Below are 16,941 nucleotides of genomic sequence, written 5' to 3'. Positions count from 1 at the left end.
GATAGGTATTGCCCGCTTTTTTGCGACCCGTTAGTCTCGGGGTTGGAGGTTTGATGAGAAAGGCGCTGATAACCGGCATCACGGGCCAGGACGGGTCTTATCTGACGGAATTCCTGTTGCAGCAAGGATATGAGGTGCACGGGATTATCCGGCGTGCCTCGAATTTCAATACCGATCGGATAGACCACCTGTATTCCGATACGCATTCCCAACGCCGGCTGTTTCTGCATTACGGGGATCTCATGGATTCCAGCAGTCTCAACCGGATCCTGGAGGACGTGCGGCCGGCCGAGATCTACAACCTGGGCGCGCAGTCGCACGTGCACATCTCGTTCCAGATCCCGGAGTTCACCGCGGAGACCAACGCGATCGGCACGCTGCGCATCCTGGACGCGATCCGCAAGACCGGCATCGCGACCCGGTTCTACCAGGCCTCGTCCTCCGAGCTGTACGGCGGGCTGCACGACGTGGCGCTGAGCGAGCAGACACCGTTCCATCCGCGCTCGCCGTACGCCGTGGCGAAGCTGTACGCGTACTGGATCACGGTGAACCACCGCGAGGCCTACGGCATGTACACGGTCAACGGCACCCTGTTCAACCACGAATCACCCCGGCGCGGAGAGGTTTTCGTGACCCGCAAGGTGACTCGCGGCGCGGTGCGCATCGCGCAGGGCAAACAGGACAAGCTCTATATCGGCAACCTGGACGCCCGCCGGGACTGGGGATACGCCAAGGAGTACGTCGAAGCGATGTGGCTCATGCTGCAACAGGCCGAACCCGACGATTACGTCATCGCCACCGGCGAGACACACAGCGTGCGTGAGCTGTGCGAGACCGCCTTCTCGGCCACCGGTGTCGAATTGGTCTGGGAAGGAACAGGTTTGGCGGAGAAAGGGATCGACCGGCGGACGTCGCGGGTGCTGGTCGAGGTCGATCCGACCTATTTCCGGCCCGCCGAGGTGCATCATCTCACCGGTGATCCGAGCAAGGCGCGCGAGAAGCTCGGATGGGAACCCCGTACGAGTTTCACCGAACTGGTCGAGTTGATGGTCGCCCACGATATGGAGAACGCGTGACGCAAGCAGTGGCGGTGCAGGCCTGCCGGGTGTGCGGGAACACCCGGCTCGAGTCGGTGGTCGATCTCGGCACCATGGCGTTGACCGGGGTGTTCCCGGCCACCGATCCGACCGAGGTGCCGCGCTACCCGTTGGAGTTGGTGCGCTGTGTGCCCGAGAGCAGCGCGGAGTGCGGGCTGGTGCAGTTGCGCCACACGGCCGATTTCGACGAAATGTATTCCCCCGGCTACGGATACCGCTCCGGGCTGAACCGCTCGATGATCGACCACCTCGCCCACCGGGTGGCCCGCATCCGGCAGCGGGTGCCGTTGTCGCCGCAGGATCTGGTGATCGACATCGGCAGCAACGACGCGACGCTGCTGCGCGCCTACCCCGAAGGGTCGGCGACGATTCTGGGCATCGACCCGCTGGGGGAGAAGTTCCGCCGGTTCTATCCGCCGCACGTGCGGCTGGTGACCGGCTACTTCACCCGCGAACTGGCCGAATCGGTGCTGGAGGGGCGACGGGCCAAGGTGATCACCTCGATCGCCATGTTCTACGACGTGCCGAATCCGCTGGAATTCATGGGCGCGGTGTACGACAGTCTCACCGACGACGGCGTCTGGGTGCTCGAACAGAGCTATCTGCCCGCGATGCTGGCCACCACCTCCTACGACACGATCTGTCACGAGCACTTGGAGTACTACACCCTCGACCAGATCGAGTGGATGGCGCGGCGGTGCGGATTCGTGGTGCTCGAGGTGGAACGCAATGCCGTCAACGGCGGCAGCTTCGCGCTCACGCTGGGCAAGCGAGGGGTCGCGTCGGCTGCCGATGCCGCGGTGCTGGACCGGATGCGGCAGGAGGAGTCCGCGCTCGGGCTGCACACCTCCCAGCCATACGCCGACTTCGCCAAACGGGTCGACCAGCACCGCGAGCAGGTGCGCGATTTCTTCGACCGCTCCCGCAAGGCCGGTCTGCGCACGCTCGGTTACGGCGCCTCCACGAAAGGCAACGTGGTGCTGCAGCACTGCGGGATCGGCCCGGAGGACCTGCCGTGCATCGCGGAGGTCAACGACGACAAGTTCGGCAAGTTCACCCCGGGCAGCGCGATCCCGATCGTCTCCGAGACACAGGCGCGGGAGCTGGCGCCCGACCAGTTCTTCGTGCTGCCCTGGCATTTCCGAACCATGATGCTGGAGCGGGAGAGCGCCTTCCGCGCGGCGGGCGGGCGGCTGGTGTTCCCGCTGCCGGAACTGGACGTGGTGTGAGATGACCGTCGTCGTCACGGGCGCGGCCGGGCAGGACGGCACGCTGCTGTCGGACCTGCTCGCCGCGCGCGGCGAACGTGTGCTGCGGATCGGCCGCGCCGGCCCCGTCGACATCACCGACGCGGCCGCGGTCGAGGAACTGATCGCCACCGAACGCCCCGCGCAGGTGTACCTGCTGGCGGCGGTGCAGCACTCCTCGCAGGACGACCACGGCGACCCGCGCGAACTGGCCCGCGCCTCGCACCGGGTGAACACGCTGCCGGTGCACCACTTCGCGGAGGCGATCGACCGGCACCGCACCGGCACCCGGCTGTTCTACGCGGCCTCGTCGCATATCTTCGGCTCCGACGCCGCCGCGGTGTGCGACGAGCGCAGCGGGCTGCGACCGGACTCGATCTACGGCGTGACCAAGGCGGCGGGCCTGCTGACCTGCCGCGCCTACCGCGCCCGGGGCGTCTTCGCGGCGGCGGGGATCATGTTCAACCACGAATCGCCCTTGCGCGCGGAGAAGTTCGTCACCCGCAAGATCGTGCGCGCCGTCGCCCGGATCCAGCGCGGCGAGACCGGCACGGTGGAGGTGGGCAAGGTGGACGCGGGCGCCGACTGGGGATACGCACCGGACTACGTCGAGGCGATGACACGGATCCTGGCCCTCGACGAGCCGGACGACTTCGTCGTCGCCACCGGCGAACACCACACGGTCGCGCAGTTCTGCGCGGCGGCGTTCGGCATGGCCGGACTGGACTGGAACGACCATGTCCGCGAACGTTCCTCGGTGCTCACCCGCGGCAGGCAACCGCTGGCGGGCGACGCGACGAGGCTGCGCGAGCGGACCGGGTGGCGTCCTTCGGTGGATTTCCACGGCATGGTGCGCGCCATGCTCGTCGCCGAGGGCGTGCGCCTGGTGGAGGAATCGAGGCCGGTGCGCACCGGCGGAACGGATGGATGACGTGACCTTGAACGACGAGAATGTCCTCGCCGCCCACTTGATCTCCGTCGCCGACGGCGTCTACGAGGAGACCGCCGCGCGGATCGGCGAGATCGGCACCGAGACCGTCGCCGACGCGGTGCTGAAAGAGATCGCCTGGCGTGCGAACTACGGACCCCGGCCCGGACAACCGGTGACGGCGGTATTCGAGCTGACCCACGAGGGCAAGCAGCTGGACTACCTGCTCACCGTCGGCGCCGACGACCCCGCCGTCGCTCCCGGCACGCTGGAGGATCCGTGGCTGGTGGTGCGGCAGGATCTGGTGGAACTGCTGCGCGCGGTCTACGGCCCGCCCGACGCCGCGCTCGGCACGCGCGCCATCGCGATCAAGGACGAGCCGGGGCCGGGCAGTTTCGCCCCGGACGATCCGTGGCGGCTGGCCCGCGACGCCGCGGCGGTCGCCGCCGACCGTATCGTCACCGCCTGCCGCCCGCACCACTACGACCTCAACGCGCTGTCGCTGCACTTCGGTTCGGACAAGTGGGGCGGGCACTGGTACACCCAGCACTACGAGCGCCACTTCGCACCCCTGCGCGACAGCCGCGTGCGCGTCCTCGAACTGGGCATCGGCGGATACACCGCGCCCGATGTCGGCGGCGCCTCACTGCGGATGTGGAAGCAGTACTTCCGCCGGGGCCTGATCTTCGGGCTGGACTTCTTCGACAAGTCCGGCATCGCCGAGCCGCGCTTGCAACCGCTGCGCGGCGATCAGGGCGATCCGGCGTTCCTCGACGGGCTCGGCAGCTCGCTCGGCCCGTTCGACATCATCATCGACGACGGCAGTCACATCAGCGGTGACGTCATCGCCTCGTTCCAGGCGCTGTTCGCGCACCTGCGGCCGGGCGGGCTGTACGTGGTGGAGGACACCCAGACCTCCTACTGGTCGGGCTGGGGCGGCAGCAGCACCGCCACCAACGATCCGGCCACCACCATCGGCTACCTGAAAACCCTGGTAGACGGTCTGCACCAACAGGAATTCGAGAAGGAATCCGGCCGCGTGGCAGGCGCTTTCGACGACTGGATCGGGGCGCTGCACTTCTACCACAACATCGTGGTGATCGAAAAACGCCGCAATGCCGAGCAATCGGCTCCATCATGGGTGCCTCGGCACACCAATCCGATGGAGTGGATGAAGCCGAAGGAGTGATCGGATGAAGTTTCTTGTCGTGCCGGTGCCCTCGTCGGGTCACCTGCTGGCGATGGTGCCGTTCTGCTGGGCGCTGCGGCTGGCCGGCCACGAAGTGCTGGTCGCCTCGCGCAACGACGTGACGGCCACGGCGCTGCGCTCCGGCCTCAACGCCGTCGAGCTGACCGCGCTGAACGTGCCGATGGACCAGTTGCGCACCCAGGTTAATCCGGGCATGTTCCCGCTTCCGCTGTTCGCCGACCGCGATCAGTCCAGCGGACAGGGCCTGTGGCAGGTCGCCGCGCAGAACTGGCACAACCATGCCCGCCGATACCTCGAGACGTTCGCGGAGGTGGCCACCGACTGGCAAGCCGACGTCGTCCTGACCGATCCGCTGGCCACCGTCGGCCGTGCGCTCGGCGCCGAACTGGATCTGCCGGTCCTGGTGCACCGCTGGGGAATCGACCCCACCGGCGGGCCCTTCACCGAACGCACCGCAGCGCTCGCCGCCGAGGCGGGCACGCGGCTGGCCGATCCGGTGGCGGTGCTCGACATCTGCCCGCCGAGGTTGCAGGCGCCCGACGCCGTGCCGGGCACGCCGCTGGGTTACGTACCGTTCAACGGCACCGGCGCGTTGCCGACGTGGCACCGCGCCGAGCGGGGCCGCAAGCGGATCGCGGTCTGTATGGGCGGCAGCACGCTGGGCCTGACCGGGCCGCGGCCACTGGAGTCGGTGCTCGCGGCGCTCGGCGACATCGACGACGCCGAGGTGGTCGTCGCGCTGTCGGCGCCCGACCGGGCCACGGTCGGTGAATTGCCCGGCCATGTGCGGGTCGTGGAAGAGGTTCCGCTGAACCTGTTCCTGCCCGGCTGCGATCTGCTGGTGCACCACGGTGGCTCGACCACCGGCCTCACCGCGGGGTGGTTCGGGTTGCCGCAACTGGTGCTGCCCCAGATGTTCGACCAGTTCGACTACGCCCGCGGCCTGGTGCGCAGCGGGGCCGGGCTGGCCGCCGAGACGCCCACCGGTCAAGGCGACATCCAAGCGCTGACCGCCTCGATCCGCGCGCTGCTGCGCGAACCCCGCTACCGCGCCGCCGCCGAGCAGATCGGCGCCGACCTGCGTGCCGCACCCGCCCCGGGCGAGGTGGTGGCGCAGGTCGTTCCGCTGCTGGCCGAGCACACCGCAGCAGCGACCAGATAGACCGTCCGCGCGGCCCGAACCGGGCGACGCGGGAACCGAAAGCCGTAGGTGCAGATGATATCCAGGACATGGACCCGGTTCCGGGGTTCACTCGACTACTTCGCCGCGATGTACGCGGTGTTCGTCGTCGGCATTCTCGTCCCCGTCGTGATGATCGCGCTCTCGCTCACCGGCCTACCGGGGCCGGTGACCGCGGTGCTCGGTATCGCGTGCGCGGCGGTGTTGTTCGTGCTGTTCGTGCCGACCGTGCCCGAGGAGTGGCGGCAGGTGATGCGCGGCAAACCGATCGTGGTGCGGGTGCTGTGGAGCGTGGTGATCCTGCTCGTGGTCGCGGTGCTGGCCCGGCTGACGCAGTTCATCCTCGACGCCGACAACGTGGACGCCTCGCTGTCGGCCGACGACGACTTCCTGGTCAAGAAGACCCACCTGTCCGGATACGTCAGCGGCGCGCTCATGGCCGAACACGACCCGGCCGGTCTCTACGACCGTCACCGCTACGAATCGCCCCAGGCGGATTCGGTGCTGCCCGCGGTGACCCCGCAGGATCGCGACGCCTACCTCTACCCGCCGCCGTTCCTGCTGCTGCCGCGGTTGCTGCTGCTGTTCAGCCACGATTTCGCGACGCTGCGCGCGCTGTACTACTCGCTGTACGTGGCGATCGTGCTGGTGGCCATGTTCGCCATCGCCCGCTGGATCGGCGGCAGGCAGGGCGGAGTGCTGGCGGCGCTGACCCCGGTCGTGTGGCTCAGCCTGCCGACGCTTGCGACCTTGCAGATCGGCAATATCCACGTGCTGGTGCTGTACGTCGGTGGCGCGGGGGCCATGGTCCTGTTCCAGCTGCGGCGCAACATCTTCGGCGGCGCGGCGCTTGCATTTGCGATCATCGCCAAGGTGTCCCCGGCGATCCTGCTCGTCTATCTGCTGGTCCAGCGACGGTGGCGGCCCGCGGTGTGGACCGCGGTGTTCGGTGGGCTGTATTCGCTGGCCACGCTGGCGATCTTCGGCTGGGAGCCGTGGCGGCAGTTCCTGTCCGACGGCACCTGGCAGCGGCTGGCCAGCGGGGAATTCCACCAGTTCGTGCTGGTGGAACGGGCCAACCAGCTGGTCAACTATTCGCCGTTCGGGCTGCCGTACAAAGCGAACATCATGGGCTGGGACATCGGCGACCCCGTCGGCCCCGCCCGCGTGATCACCAACGTCTACACCTTGCTGCTGCTGATTCTGGTGGCCGTCACGGCGATCCGCATCCACCGGCGGCTGTCCGCCGGGGCCGAGGGCCCTCGGGTTCGCGCGGAGCAGCTGGCCATCTGGCTGGCGGTGCTGACGCTGGCGTCGTTCCGCGCCCCGTTCGGGCCGTGGGTGTACATCGCCGTCGGCGCGGTGTGGATGCTGGCGGTGTACGCCGGGCTGATGCGCGGCGGCAAACGCACCGTCGCCCTGCTCACCGTGGCCTGGCTGATCATCGCGGTCTACAACGAGAACGTCTACTTCACGCTCGTGGCGCAAACGGTCATCTACGTCGCCTGCTTCGTTGTGGCCTGGCGGGCGAGCGCGGGCACCGAGCCGGAACCCGCGCCGCCGCAGGAAGACACTCCCCGAACCGAACGGGTCGGCGCGGCATGAGCGGTCAGGCCTGGAGGCGGCAGCGCAGCGTAACCACGCAAGGCCCCGCACATGCCGAAATCGAACACAGCATGAGCGGTCAGGCCCGGAGGCGGCAGCGCAGCGTAACCACGCAGGGCCCCGCACATGCCGACAACAGACACAGCATGAGCGGTCAGGCCCGGAGGCGGCAGCGAAGCGTAACCACGCAAGGCCCCGCACATGCCGAAATCGAACACAGCATGAGCGGTCAGGCCAGCGGGCAGCGGAGAGGGGACAGATGAGCACCTATTGCGTGATCGGCGCGGGCGCGGCCGGTTTGGCCACCGCACGCGAGTTCGCCGCGGCGGGTTTGGATTTCGAGGTGCTAGAAGCGGCCGACGGAATCGGCGGGATCTGGGACGCCCGACGGCCCGATTCACCGGTCAGCCGCAATACCCACGTGATCGCTTCCAAAGGGGTGCAAGCGTTCTCGGGTTTTCCGATGCCCGAGGACTATCCCGACTATCCCGGGCACGAACTGGTGCTGCGCTATCTGCACTCCTACGCCGACGCCTTCGATCTGTGGCCGCGTATCCGGTTGAACACCGCGGTGCGACGCGTCGAGCCGGGCGCGGACGGCTGGTCGGTGACGCTGGCCGACGGGTCGGAGCGACGCTACGCGGGTGTCGTCATCGCCACCGGGCACGACCGTACGCCGCGTCGCGTCGACATCCCCGGCTCGGGCACGGTGCCCGTGCTGCATTCGAGCGAGTACCGCACGCCCGAACAGGTGCTCGGCAAGCGGGTGCTGGTGATCGGGGCCGGGCAGTCGGCGGCCGACATCCTGTCCGACTGCGCGGTCAATGCCGCGCTGACCCTGCACAGCAGCAGGCGCGGGTTCTATTGCATGCCCAAGTACATGCTGGGCCGCCCGACCGACAGCATGCTCCAAGGCCGGATGTGGCGGCCGCTGCGCAAGCGGGCCTTCGAGCGGCTGTTCTCCTACCTGCGCGGCCGCTCCCGCTCGTTCGGGCTTCCGGTGCCCGATTTCGGTGCGGGCATCGTCATCCCGATGCTCGGCGACCAGCTGCACCATCACTACACCCACGGCGACATCACGCCCAAACCGGATGTCACCGCGATCGACGACGACCGGGTGACCTTCGCCGACGGCACCGAGGAGAAGGTCGACCTGGTGGTGCTGGCGACGGGGTTCGTGCCGAACTATCCCGTCGTCGACCGGGCCGAGCTGAACTGGCCGGAGGGCAGCTTGCGACCGGGCTTGTATCTGAACATCTTCCCGCCGCACCCTCGGAACCTTTTCGTGGTCGGGATGGTGCGCCCGATCGGCTCGCACTGGGACGTCTACGAGAAACAAGCCGGACTGGTCGCCGAGTACCTGCGCGCCAAGGCGAGCGATCCCCGCCGGGTCGAGCGTTTCGATCGCGCCGCCCGGGGCCCCCAGCCCGACCTGTATGCCGGGCTGCGGCTCTATCACGCCGACCAGTACCCGCTGGTGGTGGAGAAACAGGACTACGTGAACCAGCTGCGCAAGCACTCCAAGCTCTTGAAGTGAAAGGTCGGACCATGAAAGCACCCGGGCCCGGTCTGGTGGAAACCGGACGCATGCTCCCGAAACTGGCGAAGAACCCGCTGACTACGGTGGGCGCGCTGCTGGACGGCTACGGCGACGTCGTGCGGGTCAAGGCGGGCCCGATGCTGGTCTACCTCGTCGCGGACCCGGCGATGACCGAGTACGTCCTCAAGGACAACTACACCAACTACCGCAAGAGCCCGATCTACGACGAGTTCAGCATCCTGCTCGGCGACGGGCAGCTGACCACCAACAACCTGGAGTACTGGCGTAAACAGCGCAAACTCATCTCCCCGGCGTTCTCCCACTCGCACGTCAAGGGTTTCGCCGACGACATCACCGACAGCGCCGCGGCGATGCTCGACGACTGGGACGCCGCGTCCGGGCAGTTCCGCGACATCTACGACGACTTCGTCAAGCTGCTGCTCGCGGTGACCGGCCGCATCCTGTTCAGCATCGACCTGTCCACCGGCACCACCCAGGTGACCGACGCGATGCGCGCGGCGTTCGCGTTTATCATGAAGCGGGTGAACGCGCCGGTGAAACTGCCGCAGTCGTTCCCGACCCCGGAGGCGCGCCGGGTCGCGCGCAAGGTGGGCGAACTCGACGAGGTGGTGCGCCATCTCATCGATGAACGCCGCCGCGGCGGCGACACCACCGATGTGCTCACCGCGCTGGTGCGCGCCCGCGACGAAGGTGGGCAGGGCATGCGCGAGGAGGACCTGCTCAACGAGATCAAGACCTTGCTCGTGGCCGGGCACGAGTCCCCGGCCAACGCGCTGTCGTGGGCCTGCTACCTGCTGGCCACCCATCCCGAGATCCAGGAGAAACTGGCCGAGGAGGTGCGGACCGTACTCGGCGACCGCACCCCGTCCTTCGCGGATCTGGGACAGCTGAGCTATTGCCGCATGGTGATCGAGGAGACGATGCGGCTGTACCCGCCCGCGTGGATCGTCGAGCGCACGCCCATCGCCGATGACGAGATCGGCGGCTACCACGTGCCGGCGGGCGCGCGAGTCACGTTGTGCATGTACTACATCCACCGCGACAAGCGGCTGTGGGAGGACCCGGAGGAATTCCGTCCCGAGCGTTTCGCCGACGCCGCGGTGGCCGAGCGGCACAAGTTCGCGTTCTTCCCGTTTTCCGGCGGCCCGCGCATCTGCCTGGGCAAGGACATGTCCATGACGGAAATGGTGCTGATCCTCGCCATGACGGTGCAGCGGTTCCGGCTCGAACTCGACGCCACCCACCCGGTGGTGCCGCTGGCGTCGGTGAACCTGCGCCCGGAGTTCGGCATCCGCATCCGCCCGGTCCGCCGCGTCACCGAACCCGCGACGACCTGACGGTGCCGCTGGACGGAGTTCCCGCGCTTGTCCCGCAGCTACAGGTCCTCGAATGACGTCGGCGCCAGCTGGCGAGGAAAGCCGCAGTGCTCACAGCTCGGGGCCTCCGGCGGCGGACAGGATGTCCTCGATGAGGTCAGCGGCGCGCGGCGTGCCGCCCTCGGCCCGGACCGCGGCCTGCAACTGCTTGGATCGGCCGATCCGTTCCGAATCCGTGACCAGGTCGTTCAGCGCCGCGCGGAGGGTCTCGGCGGTCGCGTCGGCGGTGTCCACGCGGCGGGCGACGCCGAGTTCCACGAGCCGGTCGGCGTTCATGAACTGCTCGGCACCCTGCGGCACGGCGATCATGGGGACGCCGGCGTGGAGCCCTTCGCCGCAGCCGCCCATGCCGGCGTGGGTGACGAAGGCGTCGGCCTGTTCCAGGATCGCCCGCTGCGGGACCCAGGAGCGCACCTCGACGTTGGGCGGAATGGCGCCGAGTTCCTCCGGGCCGGTGTACTTGCCGATCTGGAGTACGACATGCCAGCCGGGCAGGTCCCCGAAGGCGGCGATGCACTGGCGGTACAACGCCGGTCGGCGGGTGTACGCCGAACCGAGCGAGATCAGCAGCACATAATCTGCGGCCGCCGGACGGGTCCCGCCGCCGGTGTCCGCTCGGCTGTCGAAGCAGGGGCCGACGAAGGTCACCGTGCCGGTGTCGACTCGATCGGCGTGCGGCTGCATCGCGCGCGGGATGAGGGCGATGGCCCGGGCGGGCGGGCCGGAGAACGTGTCCACGTCCGTGGTGGCCGCCCCGCAGTCGGCGAGCCACCGCCCGAACCTGTCCCGGTATGTGTCGGCGCCCGGCAGCTTCCGCAGATGCGCCGCGACTTCCTCCTGGTAGCCGTCCCAGCCGACGAACGTCGGGGACAGCTGCACGAGGGGACGGCCCTGCGCTTCAGCGAGGGCGCGCGCGGCGTAGGCGCCGATGTCGTAGAGGTACAGGTCGGCCGGATCGTCGTCGTAGGCGGCGCGCAGTTGCGGCAGCGCCTGCACGGCGTCGTCGAGGAAGAGGGCCGCCGCGGCGATGGGATCGGTGGGCCAGTCGTTGTCCGCGACGGGCAGCGTGGAGGTGCACGCGACCAGTTCCGCGCCGGTGGACTCGATCCGGTCGGCCACGAACGGGTCGTTGGCGTAGGTGACCCGGTGCCCGCGCGCGACCAGCTCGCGGATGAGCGCGAGGCTGGGCAGGACATGGCTGACGATGGGGATGCCGACCATCGCGATATGGGCGCGGCGAGGGGACATGGGTGACACTCGTTTCTGGCGCGGGACGGGTGCGGGCTCGTTGTCAGGGCCGGTCGATCTCAGCGGCGGCGGCCTCCATGTCGGCGACGGTTCCCGACATGATCGTCCGTATGTGCCTGGTGATGTGCTGCAAAGGCCAGTCCCACCACGCCAGGGCGACGAGCCGGGCGATGTCCGCGGCGTCGTAACGGGTGCGGATGAGCCGGGCGGGGTTGCCCCCGACGATGCCGTAGTCGGGGACGTCGCCGGTGACCACGGCGCCGGCGGCGACGATCGCGCCGTACCCGATGCGTACACCGGGCATGACCGTGACGCCGTGGCCGAACCACACGTCGTTGCCGACGACCGTGTCCCCCCGACCGGGCAGGTCGGTGATCAGATCGAAGTGCTCTGCCCAGGAGCCACCCATGGTGGGGAACGGAAAGGTGGAAGGGCCGTCCATGCGGTGGTTGGCGCCGTTCATGATGAACCGGGTGCCTGTCCCCAGCGCGCAGTATTTGCCGATGACGAGCCGCTCGGGACCGTAGTGGTACAGGACGTTGCGCGTCTCGAACGCGGTCGGGTCGTCGGGATCATCGTAGTAGGAGAAGTCGCCGACCTCGATCAGCGGCGACTTCACCAACGGCCGGAGCAGGACCACGCGCGGGTGCTCGGGCATCGGGTGCAGCACGGTGGGGTCGGCGGGAACGGGCGGCATCGCGAAGGCGGTTCCTCTCCACTGGATCCTAGAGCGACATCTGTCGCATTAAGATGCTGGCACAGCCATGCCGCCTTGATCAACCGGATACTGATTGCCGATGACAGACTCATGGGACACGACGACCGACCGCCGTCCGGGCGGTCGCACCGCCCGCATCCGCGCCCAGGTTCTCGATGCGGTGCGCGCCGAACTCGCCGAAGGCGGTCACGAACGACTCACGATGGAGGGTGTCGCGACGCGGGCCGGAGTACACCGCGCCACGGTCTATCGGCGTTGGCGCGATGTCGGCGGCCTGCTCGTGGACGTCATCGACGCCGCCGGCGAAATCGACTGGCAGCCGCCGGACACCGGCTCGCTGCGTGGCGATCTGACGGCCCTCAACCAGGAGATTCGGGAATCCCTCGTCGTACAACCGTCGCTCGCTGTCGCCTTGATGGCCGCCTCGTTCCATTCCGAACAGGCCGCGCGGGCCCAGACGCGGCTGTGGACGGACCGGTACGCCCAGTGCGAGATCCTCGTCGAGCGCGCCATCGAGCGCGGTGAACTCCCCGCACAGCACACGGACGCGCGGAGCCTGCTGATCGCCGCCACGGCGCCGCTCTACCACGAGATCGTGCTTCTGCGTGCCGATCCGGACCCGCAACTCCCGGAACGGGCCGCGCAGGCAGCGGTCCTGGCGGCTGCCGCAGGTGCCTTCTGCGTCCGCCGGGAAGGGAGCGTGTGACGGCGCGCCATGTCGTTCGCCGTCGCTCTACGGGAACAGGGCCCAGATGCGCCGACCGGTCATGGGGCGGCGCGGTGGCGGTGACCGGTGCGGTAGCGGCCCGGGGTGGTGCCGACGATCTGGGTGAACGCTGCGGTGAAGCTGCTGGGGTTGGCCCAGCCGCAGGCGTGCGCTACGCGGGTGGTGTCGTGGCCGTCGGCGAGCAACACCAGTGCGTGGTAGATGCGTAGCTGGGTGCGCCACTCGTAGAAGGTCATGCCGAGCTCGTGGTGGAACAGGCGGCTGAGGGTGCGGGCACTGGCTCCGATCGCGCGCCCGATCTCGGCCAGTGGCGTGTTGTCGGCGGGGTTGTCGTAGAGCATCCGCGCGACGGCTCGCAGTCGGTCGTCGCGGGGTTGCGGCAGCACGAGTGGCTGCTCGTGTGCTTCCTGGAGTTCATCGACGAGGACGCGATGCAGGCGAGCGCGTGCGGCGCGGTCGTGCTCGCGGGGGCCGGTGAGGGTGAGCAGAATTTCCCGGGCGAGGTCGGAGGCCAGGAACACGGCGGGATGGCCCGGTACGAGCCGGGCCAGGGAGGGGGTCAGGAAGACGATCCGCATATCGGTGTCGCCGTGCGCGCGGTGATAGTGCGTGAACTCGGCGGGAGTCCAGGCGATGCGATTGGCGGGAACGATCGATGTGCCCCGTTCGGTGTGCACGGACAGGACGCCACGGGCCGCGTACACCAGATGTCCACGGGCATGCGAATGCGCCGAAATCGTTCCCCCCGAAGGCCACAGATGCACCCCTGCCGACGGCATCAGCCGGGATGCCGGACCGGGCCGGGGAAGTTGGCGGCCAACGGGCATGAGTTGGCATTCTATCGGTGGTCGGCCGCACGGTCTTGCGGCGACAGTGGACGCATGCGTGATGTTCTTCGATCAGACGGCGCTGCCGACGCGATGCGGTACGCGACGAGTACGACGATGCGGGCGGCGGTCTGCCTGCGGGCGGGCGGCCCGGAGGTGCTCGAGATCCGTGAGCTGCCGGTACCGGCGGTGCGCGAGGGCTGGAGCCTGGTGCGGGTGCAGGGCGCGGGCTTGAACCGCTCGGAGCTGCGAACCCGTCAAGGGCATTCCCCGAACGTGCGGTTCCCCCGTGTGCTCGGGATCGAATGCGTGGGAATCGTGGCAGCCTCCACCGACCCCTCGTTGCCGGTCGGCGCGACCGTCGCGGCGGTGATGGGTGAGATGGGCCGGGCATTCGACGGCGGCTACGCCGAGTACGCGTTGTTGCCGAATTCGCTGCTGATGCCGGTCACCACCACGTTGCCGTGGGCGGTGCTGGCCGCGCTACCCGAGACATACCTGACCGCGCAGGGCGCACTGGATGCGCTGGGGGTCGCGCCGGATGCCCGGGGGCGGTTGCTGATCCGTGGCGTGACCTCGTCGGTGGGGATGGCGGCCGCGTCGATCGCCTCCGGGTGTGGCATCGAGATCGCGGCCACGACTCGGCGGCACGGCAAGATCGACACGGTGGCCGCGGCCGGTGTCGACCACGTGTTGCTCGACGACGATGGATCGCTCGCGGCGAGCGTGCACGCGGTCTGGCCCGAGGGTCCGGACTACGTGCTGGATCTCGTCGGGGCTCGCACGGCGACGGACTCGTTGCGCCTGGTCCGCCGCGGCGGGACGGTGTGCGTGGCCGGTTCGCTGAGTGGGTGGCTGATCTCGGACTTCGAACCGATAGCGATGATCCCATCCGGGACGAAGCTCACGGCCTTCCACAGCGACACCATCAAGGGCAGCGCGGGCGCCACCGTGCTGCAGCGGGTGATCCACGCCGTCGAGGCCGGTGTCTATCGACCCAACCTCGACCGCGTTTTCGCTCTGGACGACATCGTCGCCGCCCACCGGTACATGGATGACAACCGAGCCACCGGAAAGGTCGTCGTGGCGCCCTGAGCACTCGCCGGGCTCATAGCCGGTTTCCGGCAGGTCTGTCGGCGAGCCAGCGCCTGGTCGCGGGGGACATGGTGCACAGCAACCCCGTGCAGGAGAACAGCAGGACTGTGCCGACGAAGATCAAGTCGCTGGCGCGGTTGTCGCCGGTCAGGCTCGCGCCCAAGCCGACCAGGCAGACGAGCGTGATGATCCCGGTGCCGAGTGCCACGGCGACGCGGCCCGCTCGCCTGCGCCGGAACAGTCCGATCGAGCCGCCGATCAGCAACAGCGCCATCGTGGTGGCGATGGCAATGGGGGGCAGAAGTTCGAGCGCGGTCTCACGTAGCGTCTGGCGGTGACCGTATTCGATGCGCGGGGTCATCAGCTCATGCACTCCGTTGGCGAGGATCAGGCAGAAGACCAACCCGAACGCGAACGCGATGACGGCGCCGATCCGGGGCACCACGCCGGAGGGCCGGACGGGATCGTGGACGGGCGTGAGCGGCTGCAGCGGCGGGAGCTGCTCGGCGCGCCACCGGGGCTCCGAAGGCTGGTTCAGCATGGTCGGGGCCGAACGCGGCCACGGGTCGATCGCCGTGGCCGGGTGGGCCGAGCGCTGGTTGACGAAAGTCGGCGCGGGTGCCGGGGCGGGAACCTCACCGTGCAGGGCCGCCGCCGCGGCCGCCGCGAAATCGCCGCAGCCGGCGAAGCGTTCGTCGCGGTGTTTGGCCATCGAGCGGGCGATCACCTCGTCGAGTCGCCGTGGCAGCTCCGGCCGGATGTCGCTGAGCCGCGGCACCGGCTTGGCGATGTGTCCGGCGACGATTTGACCGGGGTTGGTGGAGGGGAACGGCGGTTGCCCTGCCAGCATCGTGTAGAGGGTGCAGCCGAGGGAGTATTGATCGGCGCGGTGATCGACCGGCTCACCGGACAGTTGTTCCGGTGAGGCATAGGCCAGTGTGGCGGTGAACGTTCCGGTGGCCGTCAATTTGGTGTCGGCGTCGAGCAATCGCGCGATCCCGAAATCCGTGAGCAGAGCGCGTGTTTCGCGACCCGCTTCCGGCTCGGCGATCAGGATGTTGGCCGGTTTGATGTCACGATGCAGCACACCTCGGCTGTGTGCGTAGTCCAGCGCCTTCGCCGTATCGCCGACGATCTGCAGGACCTGTTCCGGGCGGGTGGACCGGGGATCGAGCCGGGCGGCGTCGGTGCCGCGGACGTACTGCATGGAAATCCACAGGTGCCCGTCGTGCGTGCCGCGATCGTACACGCCCACGATGCCCGGATGTTCCAGGCGGGCAACGACATTGGCTTCCTGCTCGAAACGTCTGCGCAGCTCCTCGTCCTCGGACACCGCGCGATTGAGCAGTTTGAGCGCCACCAGTCGTGGCAGGCGCGGGTGGCGGGCCAGATAGACGGTCCCCATGCCGCCTTGCCCGAGCACGCCCTCGATCAGGTACCCGGCGAACGACTCCTGCTGCCTCAACACCGATGGCCCCCTTCCGATCCCGGCCCACCCGGACCGCAGGCAGCATAACCCCCCGTTTCCGGATCAGCGGCGCTCAGACCGCGATCACGCGGCCGATCCATCGCGTGCGCCTTCTCGGCATACCGGCTCGTCTCGGTCGATCGCTTCCGGCACCCCGTCGGGTGTCGTCACCGGACGCCCGGATGGCCTGTCGACACCTCGACCCGGCGGCGGAGCAGGCAGAATTCGTTCCCCTCCGGATCGGCCAGTACATGCCACGGTGCGTCGGCGGGCTGGCCGATGTCGACCTTGCGCGCGCCGGCGGCGAGTAGCCGCTCCAGTTCGGCGTCCTGTTCGCGGTCGGTGGGATTCACGTCGAAGTGGACCGGCAGTTTCCCGCGCTTCGGCTCGGTGCTGCGAAGGAACACCACTGTGGGCTGCGGCCCTCCGAACCCGGTTCCGGGTGGCCCGATCTCCAGAGCGTCGCCCTCCCAGCCGAGTTCGACGTAGCCGAGGACTTCGCACCAGAAGTCGGCGAGCCGTTGCGGATCGGCGCAGTCGATGACGAGTTCGGTGATCCTGCAAGCCATGCACGCGACACTACGCGCGCACGGCAGTTCCTTCGGGATGCCAGGCCCTCTCGGTGGCACAGAGCACGCCGGCTGCTCGAGCCCA

15 protein-coding genes are annotated in these 16,941 nt (G+C 68.6%); 10 read left to right on the top strand and 5 right to left on the bottom strand.

Annotated features, from left to right (window positions below; translation table 11 throughout):
- Nucleotides 1–53 precede the first annotated feature (53 nt).
- From gmd to ABZ552_RS12755, 8 genes are all read left to right on the top strand, one after another.
- Nucleotides 54–1,076 (top strand): GDP-mannose 4,6-dehydratase, encoded by a 1,023-nt coding sequence (gene gmd, locus ABZ552_RS12790; protein WP_350356395.1) that lies wholly within the window; start codon nucleotides 54–56, stop codon nucleotides 1,074–1,076.
- A complete protein-coding gene (locus ABZ552_RS12785; RefSeq protein ID WP_281918574.1) occupies nucleotides 1,073–2,326 on the top strand; it encodes a class I SAM-dependent methyltransferase in 1,254 nt (417 codons plus the stop codon). The genes gmd and ABZ552_RS12785 overlap by 4 nt, the downstream gene beginning before the upstream one ends.
- Nucleotide 2,327: 1 nt before the next feature.
- Nucleotides 2,328–3,275 carry a GDP-mannose 4,6-dehydratase gene (locus tag ABZ552_RS12780; RefSeq protein WP_281880435.1) on the top strand — a complete coding sequence of 316 codons (948 nt, stop codon included), beginning with the start codon at nucleotides 2,328–2,330 and terminating at the stop codon, nucleotides 3,273–3,275.
- Nucleotide 3,276: 1 nt separating this feature from the next.
- Nucleotides 3,277–4,461 (top strand): class I SAM-dependent methyltransferase, encoded by a 1,185-nt coding sequence (locus ABZ552_RS12775; RefSeq protein ID WP_281880437.1) that lies wholly within the window; start codon nucleotides 3,277–3,279, stop codon nucleotides 4,459–4,461.
- Between the two features lie 4 nt (nucleotides 4,462–4,465).
- Nucleotides 4,466–5,644 carry a nucleotide disphospho-sugar-binding domain-containing protein gene (locus tag ABZ552_RS12770; protein WP_281880438.1) on the top strand — a complete coding sequence of 393 codons (1,179 nt, stop codon included), beginning with the start codon at nucleotides 4,466–4,468 and terminating at the stop codon, nucleotides 5,642–5,644.
- A gap of 54 nt (nucleotides 5,645–5,698) precedes the next feature.
- Entirely contained in the window at nucleotides 5,699–7,267 is a 1,569-nt protein-coding gene (locus tag ABZ552_RS12765) for a glycosyltransferase family 87 protein (RefSeq protein ID WP_281880440.1), read from the top strand.
- Between the two features lie 259 nt (nucleotides 7,268–7,526).
- Nucleotides 7,527–8,804, top strand: coding sequence for an NAD(P)-binding domain-containing protein (locus tag ABZ552_RS12760; RefSeq protein WP_281880441.1), 1,278 nt, complete (start codon nucleotides 7,527–7,529; stop codon nucleotides 8,802–8,804).
- A gap of 11 nt (nucleotides 8,805–8,815) precedes the next feature.
- Complete coding sequence (locus ABZ552_RS12755) at nucleotides 8,816–10,165, top strand: cytochrome P450 (RefSeq protein ID WP_281880442.1); 1,350 nt, start codon at nucleotides 8,816–8,818, stop codon at nucleotides 10,163–10,165.
- Between the two features lie 90 nt (nucleotides 10,166–10,255).
- On the opposite strand, the gene ABZ552_RS12750 is transcribed toward ABZ552_RS12755, so the two are convergent.
- Nucleotides 10,256–11,452, bottom strand: coding sequence for a macrolide family glycosyltransferase (locus ABZ552_RS12750; RefSeq protein WP_281918575.1), 1,197 nt, complete (start codon nucleotides 11,450–11,452; stop codon nucleotides 10,256–10,258).
- A 43-nt stretch (nucleotides 11,453–11,495) separates the two neighbouring features.
- The gene (locus ABZ552_RS12745) at nucleotides 11,496–12,149 is read right to left on the bottom strand and encodes a CatB-related O-acetyltransferase (protein WP_281918576.1); all 654 of its coding nucleotides are present in this window, start codon (nucleotides 12,147–12,149) and stop codon (nucleotides 11,496–11,498) included.
- 100 nt (nucleotides 12,150–12,249) lie between these two features.
- On the opposite strand from ABZ552_RS12745, the gene ABZ552_RS12740 reads away from it, so the two are divergent.
- Nucleotides 12,250–12,876 carry a TetR/AcrR family transcriptional regulator gene (locus ABZ552_RS12740; protein WP_281918577.1) on the top strand — a complete coding sequence of 209 codons (627 nt, stop codon included), beginning with the start codon at nucleotides 12,250–12,252 and terminating at the stop codon, nucleotides 12,874–12,876.
- A 59-nt stretch (nucleotides 12,877–12,935) separates the two neighbouring features.
- On the opposite strand, the gene ABZ552_RS12735 is transcribed toward ABZ552_RS12740, so the two are convergent.
- Nucleotides 12,936–13,724: a helix-turn-helix transcriptional regulator gene (locus ABZ552_RS12735; protein ID WP_281880450.1), complete on the bottom strand. Its 789-nt coding sequence runs from the start codon at nucleotides 13,722–13,724 to the stop codon at nucleotides 12,936–12,938.
- 54 nt (nucleotides 13,725–13,778) lie between these two features.
- Here ABZ552_RS12735 and ABZ552_RS12730 point away from each other — a divergent pair, with 54 nt between their 5' ends.
- The gene (locus ABZ552_RS12730) at nucleotides 13,779–14,819 is read left to right on the top strand and encodes a zinc-binding dehydrogenase (protein WP_281880452.1); all 1,041 of its coding nucleotides are present in this window, start codon (nucleotides 13,779–13,781) and stop codon (nucleotides 14,817–14,819) included.
- 13 nt (nucleotides 14,820–14,832) lie between these two features.
- On the opposite strand, the gene ABZ552_RS12725 is transcribed toward ABZ552_RS12730, so the two are convergent.
- A complete protein-coding gene (locus tag ABZ552_RS12725; protein WP_281880453.1) occupies nucleotides 14,833–16,287 on the bottom strand; it encodes a serine/threonine-protein kinase in 1,455 nt (484 codons plus the stop codon).
- Nucleotides 16,288–16,454: 167 nt separating this feature from the next.
- A complete protein-coding gene (locus tag ABZ552_RS12720; protein WP_281880455.1) occupies nucleotides 16,455–16,856 on the bottom strand; it encodes a VOC family protein in 402 nt (133 codons plus the stop codon).
- Nucleotides 16,857–16,941: the final 85 nt, after the last annotated feature.

Source organism: Nocardia sp. NPDC019219 (assembly GCF_040632645.1).
Classification (GTDB): domain Bacteria; phylum Actinomycetota; class Actinomycetes; order Mycobacteriales; family Mycobacteriaceae; genus Nocardia; species Nocardia sputorum.
The sequence above is the reverse complement of the archived record's forward strand: the minus strand, read 5'-3'. Positions and strand labels throughout refer to the sequence as shown.

Excerpts from the sequence above, each read along its gene's own strand:
- ABZ552_RS12780 (WP_281880435.1), top strand. The coding sequence starts at position 2,328 with ATGACCGTCGTCGTCACGGGCGCGGCCGGGCAGGACGGCACGCTGCTG.
- ABZ552_RS12740 (WP_281918577.1), top strand. The coding sequence starts at position 12,250 with ATGACAGACTCATGGGACACGACGACCGACCGCCGTCCGGGCGGTCGC.
- ABZ552_RS12765 (WP_281880440.1), top strand. The coding sequence starts at position 5,699 with ATGATATCCAGGACATGGACCCGGTTCCGGGGTTCACTCGACTACTTC.
- ABZ552_RS12755 (WP_281880442.1), top strand. The coding sequence starts at position 8,816 with ATGAAAGCACCCGGGCCCGGTCTGGTGGAAACCGGACGCATGCTCCCG.
- ABZ552_RS12750 (WP_281918575.1), bottom strand. The coding sequence starts at position 11,452 with ATGTCCCCTCGCCGCGCCCATATCGCGATGGTCGGCATCCCCATCGTC.
- ABZ552_RS12735 (WP_281880450.1), bottom strand. The coding sequence starts at position 13,724 with ATGCCCGTTGGCCGCCAACTTCCCCGGCCCGGTCCGGCATCCCGGCTG.
- ABZ552_RS12770 (WP_281880438.1), top strand. The coding sequence starts at position 4,466 with ATGAAGTTTCTTGTCGTGCCGGTGCCCTCGTCGGGTCACCTGCTGGCG.
- ABZ552_RS12730 (WP_281880452.1), top strand. The coding sequence starts at position 13,779 with ATGCGTGATGTTCTTCGATCAGACGGCGCTGCCGACGCGATGCGGTAC.
- ABZ552_RS12745 (WP_281918576.1), bottom strand. The coding sequence starts at position 12,149 with ATGCCGCCCGTTCCCGCCGACCCCACCGTGCTGCACCCGATGCCCGAG.
- gmd (WP_350356395.1), top strand. The coding sequence starts at position 54 with ATGAGAAAGGCGCTGATAACCGGCATCACGGGCCAGGACGGGTCTTAT.
- ABZ552_RS12720 (WP_281880455.1), bottom strand. The coding sequence starts at position 16,856 with ATGGCTTGCAGGATCACCGAACTCGTCATCGACTGCGCCGATCCGCAA.
- ABZ552_RS12760 (WP_281880441.1), top strand. The coding sequence starts at position 7,527 with ATGAGCACCTATTGCGTGATCGGCGCGGGCGCGGCCGGTTTGGCCACC.